The 15420-nt window shown below is 75.4% G+C and carries 10 protein-coding genes and 1 pseudogene; 4 read left to right on the forward strand and 7 right to left on the reverse strand.

Translation table 11 applies throughout. From position 1 onward, the window contains the following. Positions 1–145: 145 nt before the first annotated feature. Entirely contained in the window at positions 146–1291 is a 1146-nt protein-coding gene (locus tag ACI79S_RS11335) for an LLM class flavin-dependent oxidoreductase (protein ID WP_456593532.1), read from the forward strand. Then, the gene (locus ACI79S_RS11340) at positions 1288–1908 is read left to right on the forward strand and encodes an FMN reductase (protein ID WP_456593533.1); all 621 of its coding nucleotides are present in this window, start codon (positions 1288–1290) and stop codon (positions 1906–1908) included. The genes ACI79S_RS11335 and ACI79S_RS11340 overlap by 4 nt, the downstream gene beginning before the upstream one ends. 31 nt (positions 1909–1939) lie before the next feature. On the opposite strand, the gene ACI79S_RS11345 is transcribed toward ACI79S_RS11340, so the two are convergent. From ACI79S_RS11345 to ACI79S_RS11365, 5 genes are all read right to left on the reverse strand, one after another. Further along, the gene (locus ACI79S_RS11345) at positions 1940–2110 is read right to left on the reverse strand and encodes a hypothetical protein (protein ID WP_456593534.1); all 171 of its coding nucleotides are present in this window, start codon (positions 2108–2110) and stop codon (positions 1940–1942) included. A gap of 137 nt (positions 2111–2247) precedes the next feature. Then, positions 2248–3822 carry an FMN-binding glutamate synthase family protein gene (locus ACI79S_RS11350; RefSeq protein ID WP_456593535.1) on the reverse strand — a complete coding sequence of 525 codons (1575 nt, stop codon included), beginning with the start codon at positions 3820–3822 and terminating at the stop codon, positions 2248–2250. A gap of 58 nt (positions 3823–3880) precedes the next feature. Continuing rightward, positions 3881–5437: a GntP family permease gene (locus ACI79S_RS11355; protein ID WP_456593536.1), complete on the reverse strand. Its 1557-nt coding sequence runs from the start codon at positions 5435–5437 to the stop codon at positions 3881–3883. Between the two features lie 28 nt (positions 5438–5465). Beyond that, entirely contained in the window at positions 5466–7028 is a 1563-nt protein-coding gene (locus ACI79S_RS11360; RefSeq protein WP_456593537.1) for a gluconokinase, read from the reverse strand. Between the two features lie 70 nt (positions 7029–7098). Continuing rightward, a complete protein-coding gene (locus ACI79S_RS11365; RefSeq protein WP_456593538.1) occupies positions 7099–8430 on the reverse strand; it encodes an MFS transporter in 1332 nt (443 codons plus the stop codon). 90 nt (positions 8431–8520) lie between these two features. Here ACI79S_RS11365 and ACI79S_RS11370 point away from each other — a divergent pair, with 90 nt between their 5' ends. Continuing rightward, positions 8521–9150 carry a TetR/AcrR family transcriptional regulator gene (locus ACI79S_RS11370; RefSeq protein ID WP_456593539.1) on the forward strand — a complete coding sequence of 210 codons (630 nt, stop codon included), beginning with the start codon at positions 8521–8523 and terminating at the stop codon, positions 9148–9150. Positions 9151–9154: 4 nt separating this feature from the next. Here the strand turns inward: ACI79S_RS11370 and ACI79S_RS11375 are convergent, their stop codons facing one another. Further along, positions 9155–9898, reverse strand: coding sequence for a class I SAM-dependent methyltransferase (locus ACI79S_RS11375; RefSeq protein WP_456593540.1), 744 nt, complete (start codon positions 9896–9898; stop codon positions 9155–9157). Between the two features lie 112 nt (positions 9899–10010). Here ACI79S_RS11375 and ACI79S_RS11380 point away from each other — a divergent pair, with 112 nt between their 5' ends. Then, a complete protein-coding gene (locus ACI79S_RS11380; RefSeq protein WP_456593541.1) occupies positions 10011–11246 on the forward strand; it encodes an acyltransferase family protein in 1236 nt (411 codons plus the stop codon). Between the two features lie 914 nt (positions 11247–12160). On the opposite strand, the pseudogene ACI79S_RS11385 reads toward ACI79S_RS11380, so the two are convergent. Then, positions 12161–15382: pseudogene (locus ACI79S_RS11385) on the reverse strand (alpha-(1->3)-arabinofuranosyltransferase domain-containing protein); the annotation flags it as partial. Positions 15383–15420 lie beyond the last annotated feature (38 nt).

The raw sequence follows: 15420 nt of genomic DNA on the forward strand, positions 1-15420 counted from the left end.
GTGCCACGGCGGGGCGTGCCGGAACGGTTACGGATCGCTTTCACCGGCGTACCCCCACCCGGAGGGGCGACCGGGCATAGAGGTGTGGTGCGGAGCGTTCACCAGGCAGGGATGATTGCACTCTCAACCAGATTTGGAGATCGAGATGCAGTTCGGCGTCTTCACCGTCAGCGACATCACCACCGACCCCACGACCGGCCGCACCCCCACCGAGGCGGAGCGGCTGAAGGCGGTGCTGACCATCGCGCAGAAGGCGGAGGAGGTCGGGCTGGACGTCTTCGCCCTCGGCGAGCACCACAACCCGCCGTTCTTCTCCTCCTCCCCCACGACCACCCTGGCGTGGATCGCGGCGCGGACGCAGACGCTGCAGCTGTCGACGTCGACGACGCTGATCACCACCAACGACCCGGTGAAGATCGCCGAGGACTACGCGATGCTGCAGCACCTGGCCGACGGCCGGGTCGACCTCATGATGGGCCGCGGCAACACCGGGCCGGTCTACCCCTGGTTCGGGCAGGACATCCGCAACGGCATCGAGCTGGCGGTGGAGAACTACGCGCTGCTGCGCCGGCTCTGGACCGAGGACGTCGTCGACTGGCAGGGCAGGTTCCGCACCCCTCTCCAGGGCTTCACCTCCACGCCCCGCCCCCTGGACGGCGTCCCGCCGTTCGTCTGGCACGGCTCGATCCGCTCGCCGCAGATCGCCGAGCAGGCCGCCTACTACGGTGACGGCTTCTTCCACAACCACATCTTCTGGCCGGCCGAGCACACCCAGCGGATGGTGGAGTTCTACCGCCGCCGCTTCGAGCACTACGGCCACGGCGCCGCCGACCAGGCCATCGTCGGCCTCGGCGGGCAGGTGTTCATGCGGAGGAACAGCCAGGACGCCGTGCGGGAGTTCCGGCCCTACTTCGACAACGCGCCGGTCTACGGCCACGGCCCCTCGCTGGAGGACTTCAGCCGCGAGACGCCGCTGACCGTCGGCAGCCCGCAGCAGGTGATCGAGCGCACCCTGGGCTTCCGCGACTACGTCGGGGACTACCAGCGGCAGCTGTTCCTCATCGACCACGCCGGCCTGCCCCTGAAGACGGTGCTCGAGCAGCTGGACATCCTCGGCGACGAGGTCGTGCCGGTGCTGCGCCGCGAGTTCGCCGCCCTCAAGCCGGCCCACGTGCCGGACGCCCCGACGCACGCCTCCCGGGTCGCCGCGGCCGGCGGCGCGCAGGACGCCACCGTGCACGTCGGCGGCGACGGCGTCACCGGGCGGACGGCCGAGGCGGTGGCCCGGTGAGCAGCCGCACCCTCGCCGTCCTCAGCGCCGGGCTCGGCGTGCCGTCGTCGACCCGGCTGCTCGCCGACCGGCTGAGCGCCTCGACGGTGGAGGCGCTGCGCGAGCGGGGCGTCTCCGCGACCGTCGAGGTCGTCGAGTTCCGGCAGCACGCCCGCGACCTCGCCGACAACCTGCTCACCGGCTTCGCGAACGAGGGGCTCCGCCGGGCGGTGGACACCGTCGTCGGGGCCGACGGGCTCATCGCCGTCACACCGATCTTCTCGGCGTCCTACAGCGGGCTGTTCAAGACCTTCGTCGACGTCCTGGACAAGGACGCCCTCACCGGGAAACCGGTGCTGCTGGGGGCGACGGCGGGCACCGCCCGGCACTCGCTGGCGCTCGAGCACGCGATGCGCCCGCTGTTCGCTTACCTGCGCGCGACGGTGACCCCGACCGCGGTCTTCGCCGCACCCGAGGACTGGGCGGGCGGCACCGAGGGCGATCCGGGCCTGTCGGGCCGGGTGCGCCGCGCCGCCGGGGAGCTCGCCGACCTGGTCGCCGGCCGGCCCCCGGCCGCCGCGGTGGATCCCTTCGCCGATCCGACGACCTCGTTCGAGGATCTGCTCCGCGGCGGCTGAGGCCCGTCGGCGGGGCGGCCGGGCCGCCCCGTCAGTCGTCCTCCTCCTCGCCCTCGTCCTCGCCTTCCTCCTGCTCGACCACGCCGCCCTCGTCGGCGGGCTCCTCGGCGCCACAGGCGGTCGTGGTGAACGCCGCGGCCGCGATGGCGATCCCCGCCGCGGCCGAGCGCCAGCGACGGGTGGGCAGGGACGTGCGGTTCATGGGCTCTCCTCCAGGGCGGCCGACCGGTGTCGGGTGTCGGTGCTCCCCGCTCTTCCCCGGTCGGGGCCGGCCCACTCCTCGTCCCGGGCGCTGGTCGGTGTCCGGGACGGCGACGGGCCGGAGCGCGGGACCCTCGATCAGCCGACGGCGTCCTCGGACGGCGGGGCGCTGCCGCCCTGCTCGCCCTGGCCGCACATGATCGCCGTGATCGCCGCGCGGTCGGCGGCCGAGGGCAGGCCCCAGCCCGGCTCGTACCCGTAGACCGTCGCCAGCGGCTGCGAGGCGGTGCGCCCGGTGAGGATCTCGACCGAGTCCGTCTCGATGAGCCCCGGGTGCGGCACCCCGCACGCCTCGGCGACCTTCAGCAGGTCGCGGCGCAGGGTGCGCACGTAGTTGCCCGCGCGCACGGACTTCAGCGCCGGGTCCAGGCCACGCACCAGCCAGGCGTTCTGCGTGGCGACGCCGGTGGGGCACGTGTCGGTGTGGCACTTCTGCGCCTGGATGCAGCCGATGGCCAGCATCGCCTCCCGCCCGACGTTGACCATGTCGCAGCCCAGCGCGAAGGCGACGGTCGCGTTGTCCGGGAGCCCGAGCTTGCCGGCCCCGATGAAGACGACCGAGTCGTGCAGGCCCTTGCGCGCGAAGATCGAGTAGACCCGGGCGAAGCCCACCTGGAACGGCAGCGAGACCGTGTCGGTGAAGATCAGCGGCGCCGCGCCCGTACCACCCTCGCCGCCGTCGATGGTCACGAAGTCCACGCCCCGGCCGGTGGACACCATCAGGTCGGTCAGCTCCTCCCAGAAGGAGAGGTCCCCGACCGCGGACTTGATGCCGACCGGCAGGCCGGTCTCGGCCGCCAGCAGCTCCACCCAGTCCAACAGGCTGTCGGGGTCGGAGAACTCCGCGTGCCGCGACGGGCTGATGCAGTCGACGCCCTCCCGGACACCGCGCGCCTCGGCGATCTCGGCCGACACCTTGGCCGCCGGCAGCACACCACCGAGCCCTGGCTTCGCCCCCTGGCTGAGCTTGATCTCCAGCGCCCGCACCGGCGCGGAGGCCACGAGGGCCGTGAGCCGGTCCAGGTCGAACCGCCCGTGCTCGTCGCGGCAGCCGAAGTACGCCGTCCCGATCTGGAAGACGAGGTCGCCGCCGTGCCGGTGGTACCGGGAGATGCCGCCCTCGCCGGTGTTGTGCAGGCAACCGGCCAGCGCGGCACCGCGGTTGAGCGCCTCGATCGCCGGACCCGACAGCGAGCCGAAGCTCATCGCGGAGATGTTCACCACCGATGCCGGCCGGAACGCCCCGGCCCGGCCGCGCGCGGCACCCAGGACCTTGGCGCACGGGAGGGCGACGCCCTGCCCGGTGTGCACGTCGGTGGCCGGCACGGACACCCCGAAGGTGGCGTGCTTGATCACCGGGTAGCCGGCGCTGAACTCGAGGTCGTTGTCGGTGCCGAAGCCGAAGTAGTTGTTCTCCTGCTTGCTCGAGGCGTAGACCCAGCGCCGCTGGTCGCGGGTGAAGGGCCGTTCCTCGTTGTTGCCCGCCACCAGGTACTGGCGCAGCTCCGGCCCGATCGACTCGATCAGGTAGCGCGCATGGCCGATCACCGGGAAGTTGCGCAGCAGCGAGTGCTCGCGCTGCAACAGGTCACGGGCGGCGACGGCCGCCAGGGCGGAGAGGCCGGCCGCGGCGGCACGCGAGGCGAGCTTCATCTCTCCACCCTGCCACGGTCGGCCCGACCCGACAGCCTCGTCCGACAGGGCGCGACGGTCACAGGAAGAGGCTGAGCACCAGCGCCAGGAGGAAGCCGATGGTGCCGAGCAGGGTCTCCATGACCGTCCACGTCTTCAGCGTCGTCTTCTCGTCCATCCCGAAGAACCGGCTGACCAGCCAGAAGCCCGAGTCGTTGACGTGCGACAGCACGGTCGCGCCCGAGGCGATGGCGATCACGACCAGCGCCCGGTCGGCGGTCGAGACGTCGTCGGTCGCCGCGATCACCGGCGCCATGAGACCGGCCGCCGTGGTGAGGGCGACGGTCGCCGACCCCTGGGCCACCCGCAGCAGCGTGGCGATCACGAACGCCGCCACGATCACCGGCAGCCCGATGTCACCCAGGACGTCGGCCAGCGCCTCACCGATGCCGCTGGCCCGCAGCACACCGCCGAACATGCCGCCGGCCCCGGTGATCAGGATGATCGCGCAGACCGGGCCGAGGGCGCTGTTGACCACCGACTCGATCTCCGCGCCGGAGCTGCCCCGGTGCTTGCCCAGCACGTAGGAGGCCACGAGCACGGTGATCAGCAGCGCGATCGGCGTCGCGCCGACCAGCTGCCCCACCCGCACGTACCACGCCTCCTCGTCGACGGCGCCACCCGTGGCCAGGGTGCTGAGCCCCGTGTTGAGGAAGATCAGCAGCAACGGGAGCAGGAGCAGGCCCAGGACGGTGCCGAACTTCGGTGGGCCGGCCGTCGCGGTCGCGGGCCGGTTGCCCCCGCCGGAGGGCGCGGCGACCGCGGGAGCGGTGCCGGCGACCGTCTCCTCCGGTGCCGGCGGTTGCGCCCCGCCGACAGCCGCGCCGGCCCCCGCCACGCCCGCCGCCGACGCCCCGCCCGGGGCCGGGGTGCCGGCGGTCTGCTCGGTGTCGGGTCCGGCGTTCTGCCCCCCGGACAGGATGTCGGGGACGGCGATGTCGTACCGGCGGCCGGCCCACAGCCCGAACAGGTAACTGCCCAGGAACCAGGTCGGCAGCCCGATCAGCAGCCCGAACACGAGGACCAGGCCGATGTCGGCGCCGACCAGCTCGGCGGCGGCCACGGGGCCCGGGTGCGGGGGCACGAAGGCGTGCATGACCGCGAAGGCACCGGCGACGGGCAGCCCGTAGGTGAGCAGCGAGCCACCCAGCCGGCGGGCCACCGTGAACACGATCGGCAGGAAGACGACCAGCCCGGCGTCGAAGAAGATCGGGAAGCCGAACAGCAGCGCCGCGACGCCCAGGGCCAGCGGCGCCCGTTGCTCGCCGAACCGGCGCACCAGGCTGTCGGCCAGCACCTGGGCCCCGCCGCTGAACTCCAGGAGCCGGCCGAGCATCGCGCCCAGACCCACCAGGAGCGCCACCGCGGCCAGCGTGCTGCCGAAACCGGCGGTGAGGGTGCCGACCACCGCCTCCAGCGGCACCTGGGCGGCCAGCGCCACCAGGAAGCTGACCAGCACCAGCGCCAGGAAGGCGTGCAGCTTCACCTTCATGATCAGGAAGAGCAGGACCGCGACGCCGGCTGCCGCGATGAGCAGCAGCGGGCCTGCGCCCAGCGCGGGTTCGACCTCGGGCATGGTTCCTCCTCCAGACGGGGTACGGCGGCTACTCCGGCGGACCGGTCGGTGCGTCGTCCAGGGCGTCGAGCGTGGTCAGGACGTCGGCCAGGGCTGCGGTGGACCGGTCGACCAGGGGGCGCAGCTGCCGGTAGACGACGACGGCGTCCGGGTCGGGCAGCACCGGCTCGTGCACGGCGACCAGCGCGGTGGCGGCACCGAGGTCGGGCAGCGCGCCGAGGGCGTGCCACCCGAGCAGGCAGGCGCCCAGCCCGGTGCCCTCCGGGGAGTCGGCCACCCGCACCGGCAGGTCCAGGGCGGAGGCGAGCGTCCGGATCCACAGCGGGGAGGCGACCGCACCGCCGGTGGCGCGCACCTCGCGCACCGGCACGTCCGTCGCGGCGAACGCGTCGCGCACCAGTGCCAGCTGCTGGCACACCCCCTCGACGGCGGCGCGGACCAGGTGGGCGCGGCGGTGCTCGCGCCGCAGCCCCAGGTAGGCCCCCCGCATCCCCGACCGCCACCACGGCGCCCGCTCCCCGAGGAAGTAGGGCAGGCACAGCAGACCCGAGCTCCCGACCGGCACCGCGGCGGCCTCGTCGAGCAACTGCGCGTCGAGATCGTCGGCGGCCTCCCCCTCGGGGCCCGCTGCGCCTTCGGGGCCGGCGGCCATCGCCTGGGCGGCCCAGCGCACCACCGACCCGCCGTTGTTGATCGCGCCGCCGACGACCCAGGCGTCGTCGGTGAGGGCGTAGCAGAACAGCCGCCGCCCGGGGTCGACCGTCGGGCGGGGGACGACGACGCGCATCGCCCCGCTCGTGCCGAGCGACACGGCGGCGACGCCCGGGCTCACCGCGCCGACACCCAGGTTGGCCAGCACCCCGTCGGAGGCGCCGACCACCACGGGCAGGCCGGGCGGCAGCCCGGTGGCGGCGGCCACCTCGGCGCGGATGCCCGGCAGCACCGACGTCGTCGGCAGCACCTCGCCCAGCTGGCCGGGGCGGACGCCGGCGATGCTCATCGCCTCCTCGTCCCAGCGCCCGGCGCGGAGGTCGTAGAGCCCGGTGGCCGACGCGCAGGACCGGTCGAGCACGTGCCCGCCCCCGCACAGGGCGGCCACCACCAGTTCCTTCACCCCGCCCCAGCGGGGCACCCCGGCCACCCGGTCGGCGTCCTCGGCCCGCTCCCACGACAGCTTGACCAGCGGGGACATCGCGTGCACGGGGGTGCCGGTGCGGGCGTGCAGGTCGGGCGCGCGGCCGTCGGCGACCAGCGCCTGGGCCCACTGCGCCGCGCGGTCGTCGGCCCAGGTCACCACCGGACCCAGCGGGGTGCCCCGGTCGTCCATGGGCACCAGGCCGTGCATCGCCGCGCTGAGCGAGACGGCGACGACCGTGTCCCCCCGCTCCCGGGCCCGGGCGGCGACCTCGCCCAGCGCCTCGACGGCGGCCGCGGCGAGGCGCGCGGCGTCGAGCTCGGCCCGGCCGGGGGCCGGCACGAGGAGCGGGTAGGCGACGCTGGCGACGTCGCGGATGCGGCCGTCGGTGCCCGCGGTGACCGCCTTGGTCGCGGTGGTACCCGAGTCCAGCCCGACCACGACGTCCACGGGCACCCCCCTGACCGGCTCCTCCGCTCCCGGCATCGTGCCCGTGCACGGCCGCAGCGGCAACAGGCCGTTCCGTTCAGCCGGCCGACGGCCCCCCGCGCATCCGCTGGCGGACCGCGACGTGGAGCGGCTGCAGCACGACGCCGTCGCGGGCCAGCCGGTCGCGCAGCTGCCGGCGGTGGCGCAGGACGCCGGCCAGCCCGATCGCCCAGAACAGGTACTGCACCGCGAACGCGGCCCGGAAGGCGTCGAGCTCGTAGTCGGTGGAGACGCCGGGGGTGAGCAGGTCCAGGACGGCGCCCACGGCGAGGATGGTCAGCAGCGAGGCCACGAACCCGCCGACGTTCACCACACCGCTGGCGCTGCCCTGCCGCTCCACCGGGTTCTCCGTCCGGGCGTAGTCGAACCCGATCATCGACCCCGGGCCGTTGGTGCCGAGGACCACCACGAGCAGCACCAGCACCGCCAGCGGTGCCCGGCCGGGCCACAGCAGCACGAGGGTCCACGTGCTGGCCGTGGCCGCCAGGATCCCGAAGACCAGCACCGAGCGGCGCAGCGGCCACCGGGCGCAGAGCCGGCCCAGCGCCGGGCCCACCCCCATGCCGACCAGCACCAGCAGCGTGAGCAGCCCCGCCGCGGTCCCCGGCGACAGGCCCTGACCGACCACCAGGAAGGGGTAGCCCCACAGCAGCGCGAACACCGTGCCCGAGAACTGGGTGACCAGGTGGGTGTAGAGGCCGATCCGGGTGCCCGGCTCCCGCCAGGTGTCGGCCAGCCCTCGCCGCAGCTGCGCCAGGTCGGGCGCCGCCGGGCGTGGTGTGCCCTCCGGCGCGTCCCGGAGGGCGAGCAGGACCAGCAGGGCGACGAGTGCGCCGGTCGCCGCGGCGCCCAGGAACGTCACCGTCCAGGAGGTGGCGTGCAGCAAGGTGACCAGCGGGTAGGCGGCGACGATCGAGCCGACCTGCCCGAGGATGCCGGTCAGCTGGGTGATCAGCGGCGCCGCCGAGCCGGGGAACCAGAACGCGACGACCCGGAGCACGCTGATGAACGTCATCGCGTCGCCGGCGCCGACCAGCACCCGGGCGGCGACCGCTGTGGGCACGTCCCCGGCGAGGGACAGCACCAGCTGACCGGCCGCCATGGTCACCGCCCCGGCGAGGATCATCCGGCGGGAGCCGAAGCGGTCCAGCGCGACGCCGACCGGCACCTGCAGCCCGGCGTAGACCGCCAGCTGGAGCACCAGGAACAGCGACACCGCCGACGCACCGGCGGAGAACCGCTCCTGCGCGTCCACGGCGGCCACGCCCAGCGACGAGCGGTGGAAGACGGCGACCGCGTAGGCCACCAGGCCCACGGCCCACATCGCGTAGGCGCGGCCCGTCGGTCGGGCGCTGTCGGCGGAGGTCACCTGAGGAGGACACCACGACCGGCCCGCAGCTTCCCCGCGAAGCGGTGAGGTCGCTCACCGACCGACCCACGCGCCCTACCATCGGCACCGATGGACGCGCTGGTGGACCCCACCGACGACCCGGCGGTGGACGACGGGCACCGCCGCGGGCGGATCCTGCGCGCGCTGGCCACCTGCATGGCCGAGAAGGGCTACCGGGCCACCACGATCTCCGACATCGCCCGCGAGGGCCGGGTGTCCAAGACGGTGGTCTACGCCCACTTCCGGGACAAGGAGCACTGCCTGCTCGAGCTGTACACCCGGGCCAACGACAAGGTGCTGGACCGGGTGCGCCGGGCGCAGGAGGAGGCGCGTGCCGCCGGCCTGCCGTGGCGGGAGCGGCTGCACGCGGGCATCGGCAGCTACCTGCGGACCCTCGCGACCGAGCCGGCGGTCGCCTGGGCCGCCCTCGTGGAGGTGCAGGCGGCCGGCCCGCGGGCGCGCGCCCTGCGCCGGCAGGTGTTCGACCGCTACGTCGACCTCATCAGCGAGGTGGCCGAGGGGCTGGCGCACGAGCACCCCGACGAGGTGCGCCCGGTGGAGCGGCAGCTGGTGCTCGCCGCCGTGGGTGGCATCAACGAGCTGATGCTGGCCCGGGTGGAACGGGGTGAGACGGCGCAGTTCGCCGCCGACGTGGACGCGGCGACGGCCACCGTGGTCGGCCTGCTGGAGCGCCGCTGACCCCTCAGGTCGCCGCGGGGACCACCACCACGTACCGCCGGGCACTCCAGTGCGTCGCCGGCTCGTCCACCGGGAGGGCCGCCCGCAGCTCGCCGCCGGCGGCGGTCACCAGCGCGCGCACGCGGGCCTCGGGCACACCGGTCATCCGCATGGGCGCCGGGTACCCGAGCAGCCGGCGCTGCGCCCAGGCGACCAGCCGGAAGGGGGCCAGCCGCCACACGACGCCCCGGGCGGTCCAGAGCGGGCGGGTCGGGCAGTGCAGCACCGCGACGCCCCCGGGCGCGAGCACCCGGACGAACTCGGTCAGGTAGCCCTCCAGCACCGGGCGAGGGAGGTGCTGCAGCACCCGCTCGGAGTAGACCAGGTCGACGCTGCCGTCGGGGAACGCGCGCAGGTCGCTGTCCGCACCGAGCACGAACCGGACCCGGCCACCGCTGCGGTCCAGCCGGCGGGCAGCCGCGAGCATCGGCGCCGAGACGTCCAGCCCGATCACCTCGTCGGCGTGCTCGGCGAGCGCCTGGCTCAGCCGGCCGGCGCCGCAGCCGAAGTCGAGCACCCGCGACCACCGCGTCGGCAGGCCCAGCCGGGCCAGGTCGGCCCGCGATCGCTCCACGTCCTGGCGCCCCAGCGCGAGGAACTCCTCGACGTCCCAGCGGCCACCGCGCTTGTCCGGGGCGACGTGCACCGCCCACAGCGGGTCCGCCTCCCCCAGCCGGGTCCAGTCGGCGCGCACCTGCTCGAAACTCACGCTTCCCCTTCCCGACCGTCCCCCGGACGAGCGGGACCGGTCAGGACGCTACCGGCCGGTAGGCGATCTCTCCTAGGCTGCGGCGACCCGCCGTCGGCCCGAAAGAGGACCAGTGACCGCATCCGCCGCCATCGAGGGTGGCCAGGAGTCCCGCGTCGAGCGGGCCTTCCCCGCCCTCGACGGGCTCCGCGCGATCGCTGCCACCGCGGTGCTGGTGCACCACGTCGCCTTCTGGACCGGCGACTACACGCCCGACCAGCTCGGCCGCGTGTTCGCCCGGCTCGACGTCGGGGTGCCGATCTTCTTCGTCCTCTCCGGGTTCCTGCTGTCCCGGCCGTTCCTGCTCGCCGTCGTGCAGGGCCGCCGGGCGCCCCGCACGGCGGCCTACCTGTGGCGCCGTGGGCTGCGCATCCTGCCCGCCTACTGGCTGACGGTCGTGGCGGCCCTGCTGGTGCTGCCCCAGAACGACGGCGCGGGCCTGCAGACCTGGACGCGGCACCTCACCCTCACCCAGATCTACGGGGCAGGCCACCTGGCGGAGGGGTTGTCCCACACCTGGAGCCTGGCCACCGAGGTCTCCTTCTACCTGGCGCTCCCGCTGATCGTGCTGGGCCTGGCGCGGCTGGTCGGGCCGCACCCCCACCGCCCGGCGCGCGTGCTGGCGGCCCTGGGCGGGGCGGCTCTGCTCGGGTCCGCGGTGCTGGCCGTCCACTGGGGGACGGGCGCCACGGTGCCCCTCGCGCTGGACCTGTGGCTGCCCACGTTCGCCGGGTGGTTCGGCGCCGGGATGGCACTGGCGCTGCTGACGGTGGCCGACCCCGGCTGGCGGCCGGTCCGCATCGCCACCGAGCTCGGCGCGAGCCTGGGCACCTGCTGGGCCGCGGCCGGTGCGCTCTTCTGGGTCGCCACGACGCCGCTGGCCGGCCCGCTCGGCCTGGTCGAGCCGACCCCCGGTCAGGCGGTGTTCAAGCAGACCCTGTACCTCGGGGTCGCCACGCTGCTGGTGCTCCCCCTCGTCCTCGGCGACCAGCGGGCCGGCCTGGCCCGCCAGGCGCTGGGCTCCCGCGCCGGCAGGTTCCTCGGCGAGATCTCCTACGGCGTGTTCCTGGTCCACGTGACGGTCCTCGCCGGTGCCTTCGCGCTGTTCGACCTCGTCCAGTTCACCGGCAACGTGGTCGTCGTCGGCACGGGGACGTGGCTGGTCTCCGTCGCGCTGGCCACGCTCCTCTACCGGCTGGTCGAGCGTCCGGCGAGCCGGTGGCGGACCCTGGTCCAGGACCCGGTGGCCCCGGCGGTGACGAGCAGCGCGGCGACGACCGCCACGACCGCGAGCAGCGCCAGCACCTGAACCGCCAGCTGGGCGGCGCCGCCGGTCAGCGTCACGTGCACCAGCCCGGCGGCGCCCAGGGCGCCGCCGGCGAGCCGGCCGAACACCAGCTGCCGGCGACGCACCCGGGCGCCGGCCACCACCGCCCCGGCCAGGGCGACCAGGCCCCAGGGACCCCCGACGACCGCGACACCCGCCACCGCCGCGAGCGCCACACCGAGGCCCACGCCGCCGCGGGTTCCGGTCGGCGGTGGCCCGGCGCCGCGCGCGGGCAGGAGGAGCAGCACGGCCAGCCCCAGGAGCGCGGCGGCACCCGCGGCGAGCGCGGTGTGGTAGATCGTGCCGGCGCGGAAGTGCAGGACGACCTCGTCGGCGGCGCCGGCCGGGACCACGTACCCCTGCTGCCAGCCGTCGACGGTCCGCGTCTCGAGCTCCCGGCCCCCCAGCGTGGCGACCCAGCCGGGGTTGGTGCTCTCCGGCACCACCAGCAGGGCGGCCTCGTCCCGCGCGGCGATGCGCACGACCCGGTCCTCCCGGTCCCACCGCTCCACCTGCACCTCGGTACGCCGGCCCGGCTCGCCGAGCTCCGCGCCGGACCGGGTCAGCGTCGCCGACCGCACCGTGAAGACGTCGGTCCCGCGGGCGACCAGCCGGTGCTCACCCGCGGCCAGCTCGCCGGTGGACGCGTCCCCGGAGCAGATCCCGAGCGGCACCGGCCGCAGTGACCGCAGGTCGCCGAGGGTGGTGCGCAGCGAGGTCTCCCGCACCACGCCGTCGACCGCCACGGTCGGGCCCGCCCCGCAGGGGAGCTCGACGACGGTGTCCGCGTCCCCCTCGGCGACGCCGTCGACCGCCAGCTCGGTGACGCCGACACCGAGCGGCTCCACCCGGCGCTGGTACGGGTCGAAGGACTCCCGCTCCTGGCGGAGCAGGAAGGTCACGGTGAGCCGGTCGGTGGTGAGCGGTGCGAACTCGGCGACGCCCTCCTCGTCCAGGGTCACCGTCTGCTCCAGCCCGCCGTCGTCGATCGCGACCGCCATGGCCGCGGACGCGGCGGTGCCGGGGAGCAGGCCGACCCGGACCCGGTCGATCGTGCGCGGCTCCGGCCAGGTAAGGGTGAGCGCCGGGCGGCCGTCGTCGGCCGCGGCGACCCAGGTGGTGCGCGGGTCGCCGTCCACCGCCGCGTCCCCACCGGCCCGCGGGTCGGGCACGACCGCGCTGGTCACCGTCACCTCCGGCCCGGCCGGTCGCGCCGCGGTGCCGATCAGCGCGTCCAGCGCGGGCCCCGGGCGGGGCACGGCGACCGCGGCCAGATCGAAGCCCGCCGCCTGCCCGACCGTGAAGGTGCGGTCCAGCCCGCCGCCCTCCTCGGCCGGGCGGACCAGCGTGGCGGCGCAGCGAGTCGTGCCGCCGGCCTCCTCCACGCAGCCGCTCGTGGCGGGGTTCGTCGCGTCGAAGGCGTACACGGCGACCGGCTCGTCGGCAGGTGGCGTCACCAGCGTCCGCTCGATCCGCAGCCCCGGCACCTCCACCTCGGCCAGCGCCAGGGAACGGGTGGTCGGCCCGGGGACCTCCAGCGTGACGACCGAGGTGGCGCCCACCGGCAGGGGCAGCACCTGGGGCTCGGTCGTGTCGGCCACGCGCACGACGCGGGAACCGGCGTCGGTGGTGACGCGCAGCATGGTCGGGGGCGTCCCGTCGGTCTCGGCGAGCCGGACGGTGATCTCCCGGGCGGCGAGCGGGCGGTCGCTCTCCACCCGCCACCACACCTGCTGCGACGGGGCCAGCCACCGGGCCGGGCGCCAGGCGGTGGCGGGGTCGCCGTCGAGCGCGGCGAAGGGCTGGTCGGCCGGACGGGCACCGCCGAGGGCGTCGGCGTCGGCGGCCGAGCTCGACGCCGAGACGCGCCCTCCCTCGTACCGGACGTGGGTCTCGGAGAGTTCCGCGCCGGGGTAGCTGTAGTCCAGCTGCGGGCCGTCGAGGCGACGGGGCTCCCCCGGTGCCAGCGCCTGGGAGACGGCGTCGGCGATACGGCCGAAGTTGCGCTCGCGGCGGACCTGCGCGTCGCTGACCATCGTCGTCCCGGTGGAGTGCCCGTCACCGTCGGGGAGCAGCGCCGGGCGGTCGGTCAGCAGCCCGCGGTCGGCGAGCGCGAGGATCCCGTCGGGGCCACCGACGACGGAGACGGTGTCCGACAGCGGCGTGGCGGAGGCGCGGGGCGCGGGGTCGGCGACCGCGTAAACGACGACCGCCTGTTGCGGAGGAATGAGGTAGTGGTCCAGTGCCCGGCCGAACAGCTCGGTGTCGGAGGGGACGAGCGGCCCGAAGCCCGCCACCTGCCGGAAGCCGGGCGAGTTCCGCAGCGCCTGGCGGACCAGGATCGTCCGCGTGGCGTCGACCGCCCCGAAGTCCAGGTCGTTGCGCACCACGAGGTGCGAGATGCCGGCCCGCGCGAGGTAGCCGGCCAGCCCCGCGGAGGGCTCCCCGCGGGCGAGCTGCGCCTCGACGGCGTCCAGCAGGCGGATGTGCCCGGTCGAGCTCAGCGGGATGGCGTTGCGCACCGTCCACGGCGAGTCGGCCAGCGCCTGGAGGGGCTCGTCGGAGGTGCTGCCCCAGAAGTAGGTCCCTGACGAGGAGGCGGGGAGCAGCAGAGCCCGGCCGTCGGGCCGTTCCGCGGCGAGGAAGTCCGCCGTCTCCCGCCAGTACTCCGGCACGGCCTCGTAGCCCGTGGGTGGCGAGAGCCGCCCGGCGATCGCCGGCGAGGCCGTCGCGACGAGCGCCACCGCGACCACCCCCACACCGGTGCGCGCCAGCACGCGGGTCACCGAGGCACGGGACGGCAGGCCACCCGCCGGCGCCCCTCCGGGCTCCCCTCCCCCGCGCGGCCGCGGACCCGCCTGTCCGGCGCCGTCCCGGCCCCGGCGGGCCAGGAGGAGCCCGCACAGGTGGGCGATGCCCAGGGCCAGCGGCAGGCGCAGCACCGGGTCGTACTTGTGCACGTTGCGCAGCGGCGCGAGGACGCCGTCCAGCGCCGCGTGCAGCGGCTCGGCGAACAGCCCCTCCACCGTGGCCAGGTGACCCATGGTGACCAGCGCGAGCCCCGTCAGCAGGCCGAGGACCAGCCAGCTGCGTTCGGGCATGGTCCGGCGGGTCAGCCCGACCAGCCCCGCGGCGGCGAGCAGCACCGTGGCGAGGGCGGGGACCACGTCGTGCACCAGGGACCACCCCGTCGGCCACAGCGGTCCGGAGCCGTCGGCGAGGTAGGCGACCCACTGCGTGGTCCCCCGCAGGGTGGAGAGCAGGCCGGTGGTGACGGTCGTGTTGCCGGCCGTCTCGATGTAGTCCAGGAACGGTGGGCTGAACCGGCGCAGGAGCAGCAGCGGGCCGACCCACCAGGCCGTGGCCAGCGCCACCGCCGCCGCCCACCACCCGATCAGCCGGCGGCGGCGCGGTCCGGCCGGGCGGGTGAGCAGGTAGAGCGCGGCGAGCGGCAGCACGGCGGAGGTGGCCACGGCGTTCACGCCACCGACGCAGAACACCGCCAGCCCCGAGCGGGCGGCGGCGCGGCGCGGGGAGCCGCCCCGGGCGCCGGTGACCAGCGGGACCAGCACCCACGGCGCCACCGCCATGGGCAGCACCTCGATCGACGTGGCGCCCAGCCCCATGAGCATGCGCGGGGCCAGCGCGTAGGCCAGCCCCCCGATCAGCTGCGCCGCGGGACCGCCGATGCCCAGCCGCCGGGCCAGCGTGAGCGCGCCGAGGAACGCCACGCTCAGCAGCGCGGCCATCCACAGGCGCTGCACCACCCAGCCGGGAAGCCCCGCACTCTGCAGGACCGCGAAGAAGGGGCCCATCGGGAAGAGGTAGCCGTAGGCCTGGTTCTGCACCTGCCCGGCGAACCCCTCGGGCTCCCAGAGCTGCAGCGCCCGGCCCAGGAAACCCCACGGGTCGGCCGTGAGGTCGAGCTTGGTGTCGGTGAGGACCTTGCCCGGCTGCTGCGAGAGCGTCAGGGCGAGGAAGGCGACGCAGACCGTCACCCAGCGGAACCGCTCGGTCAGCGACGGGCGACGGGCACCCTCCGCGTCACCCGGGACGGTGCCGGCCGGGGCGGGAGCCGGTCCGGGGCGGGGATCCGGGCGGTCGAGGAGGGTGGCCATCGGGAGGCAGCGCGGAGAGGTGAGGGACCTCCCTCAGC

It is taken from the genome of Blastococcus sp. SYSU DS1024 (assembly GCF_054050795.1).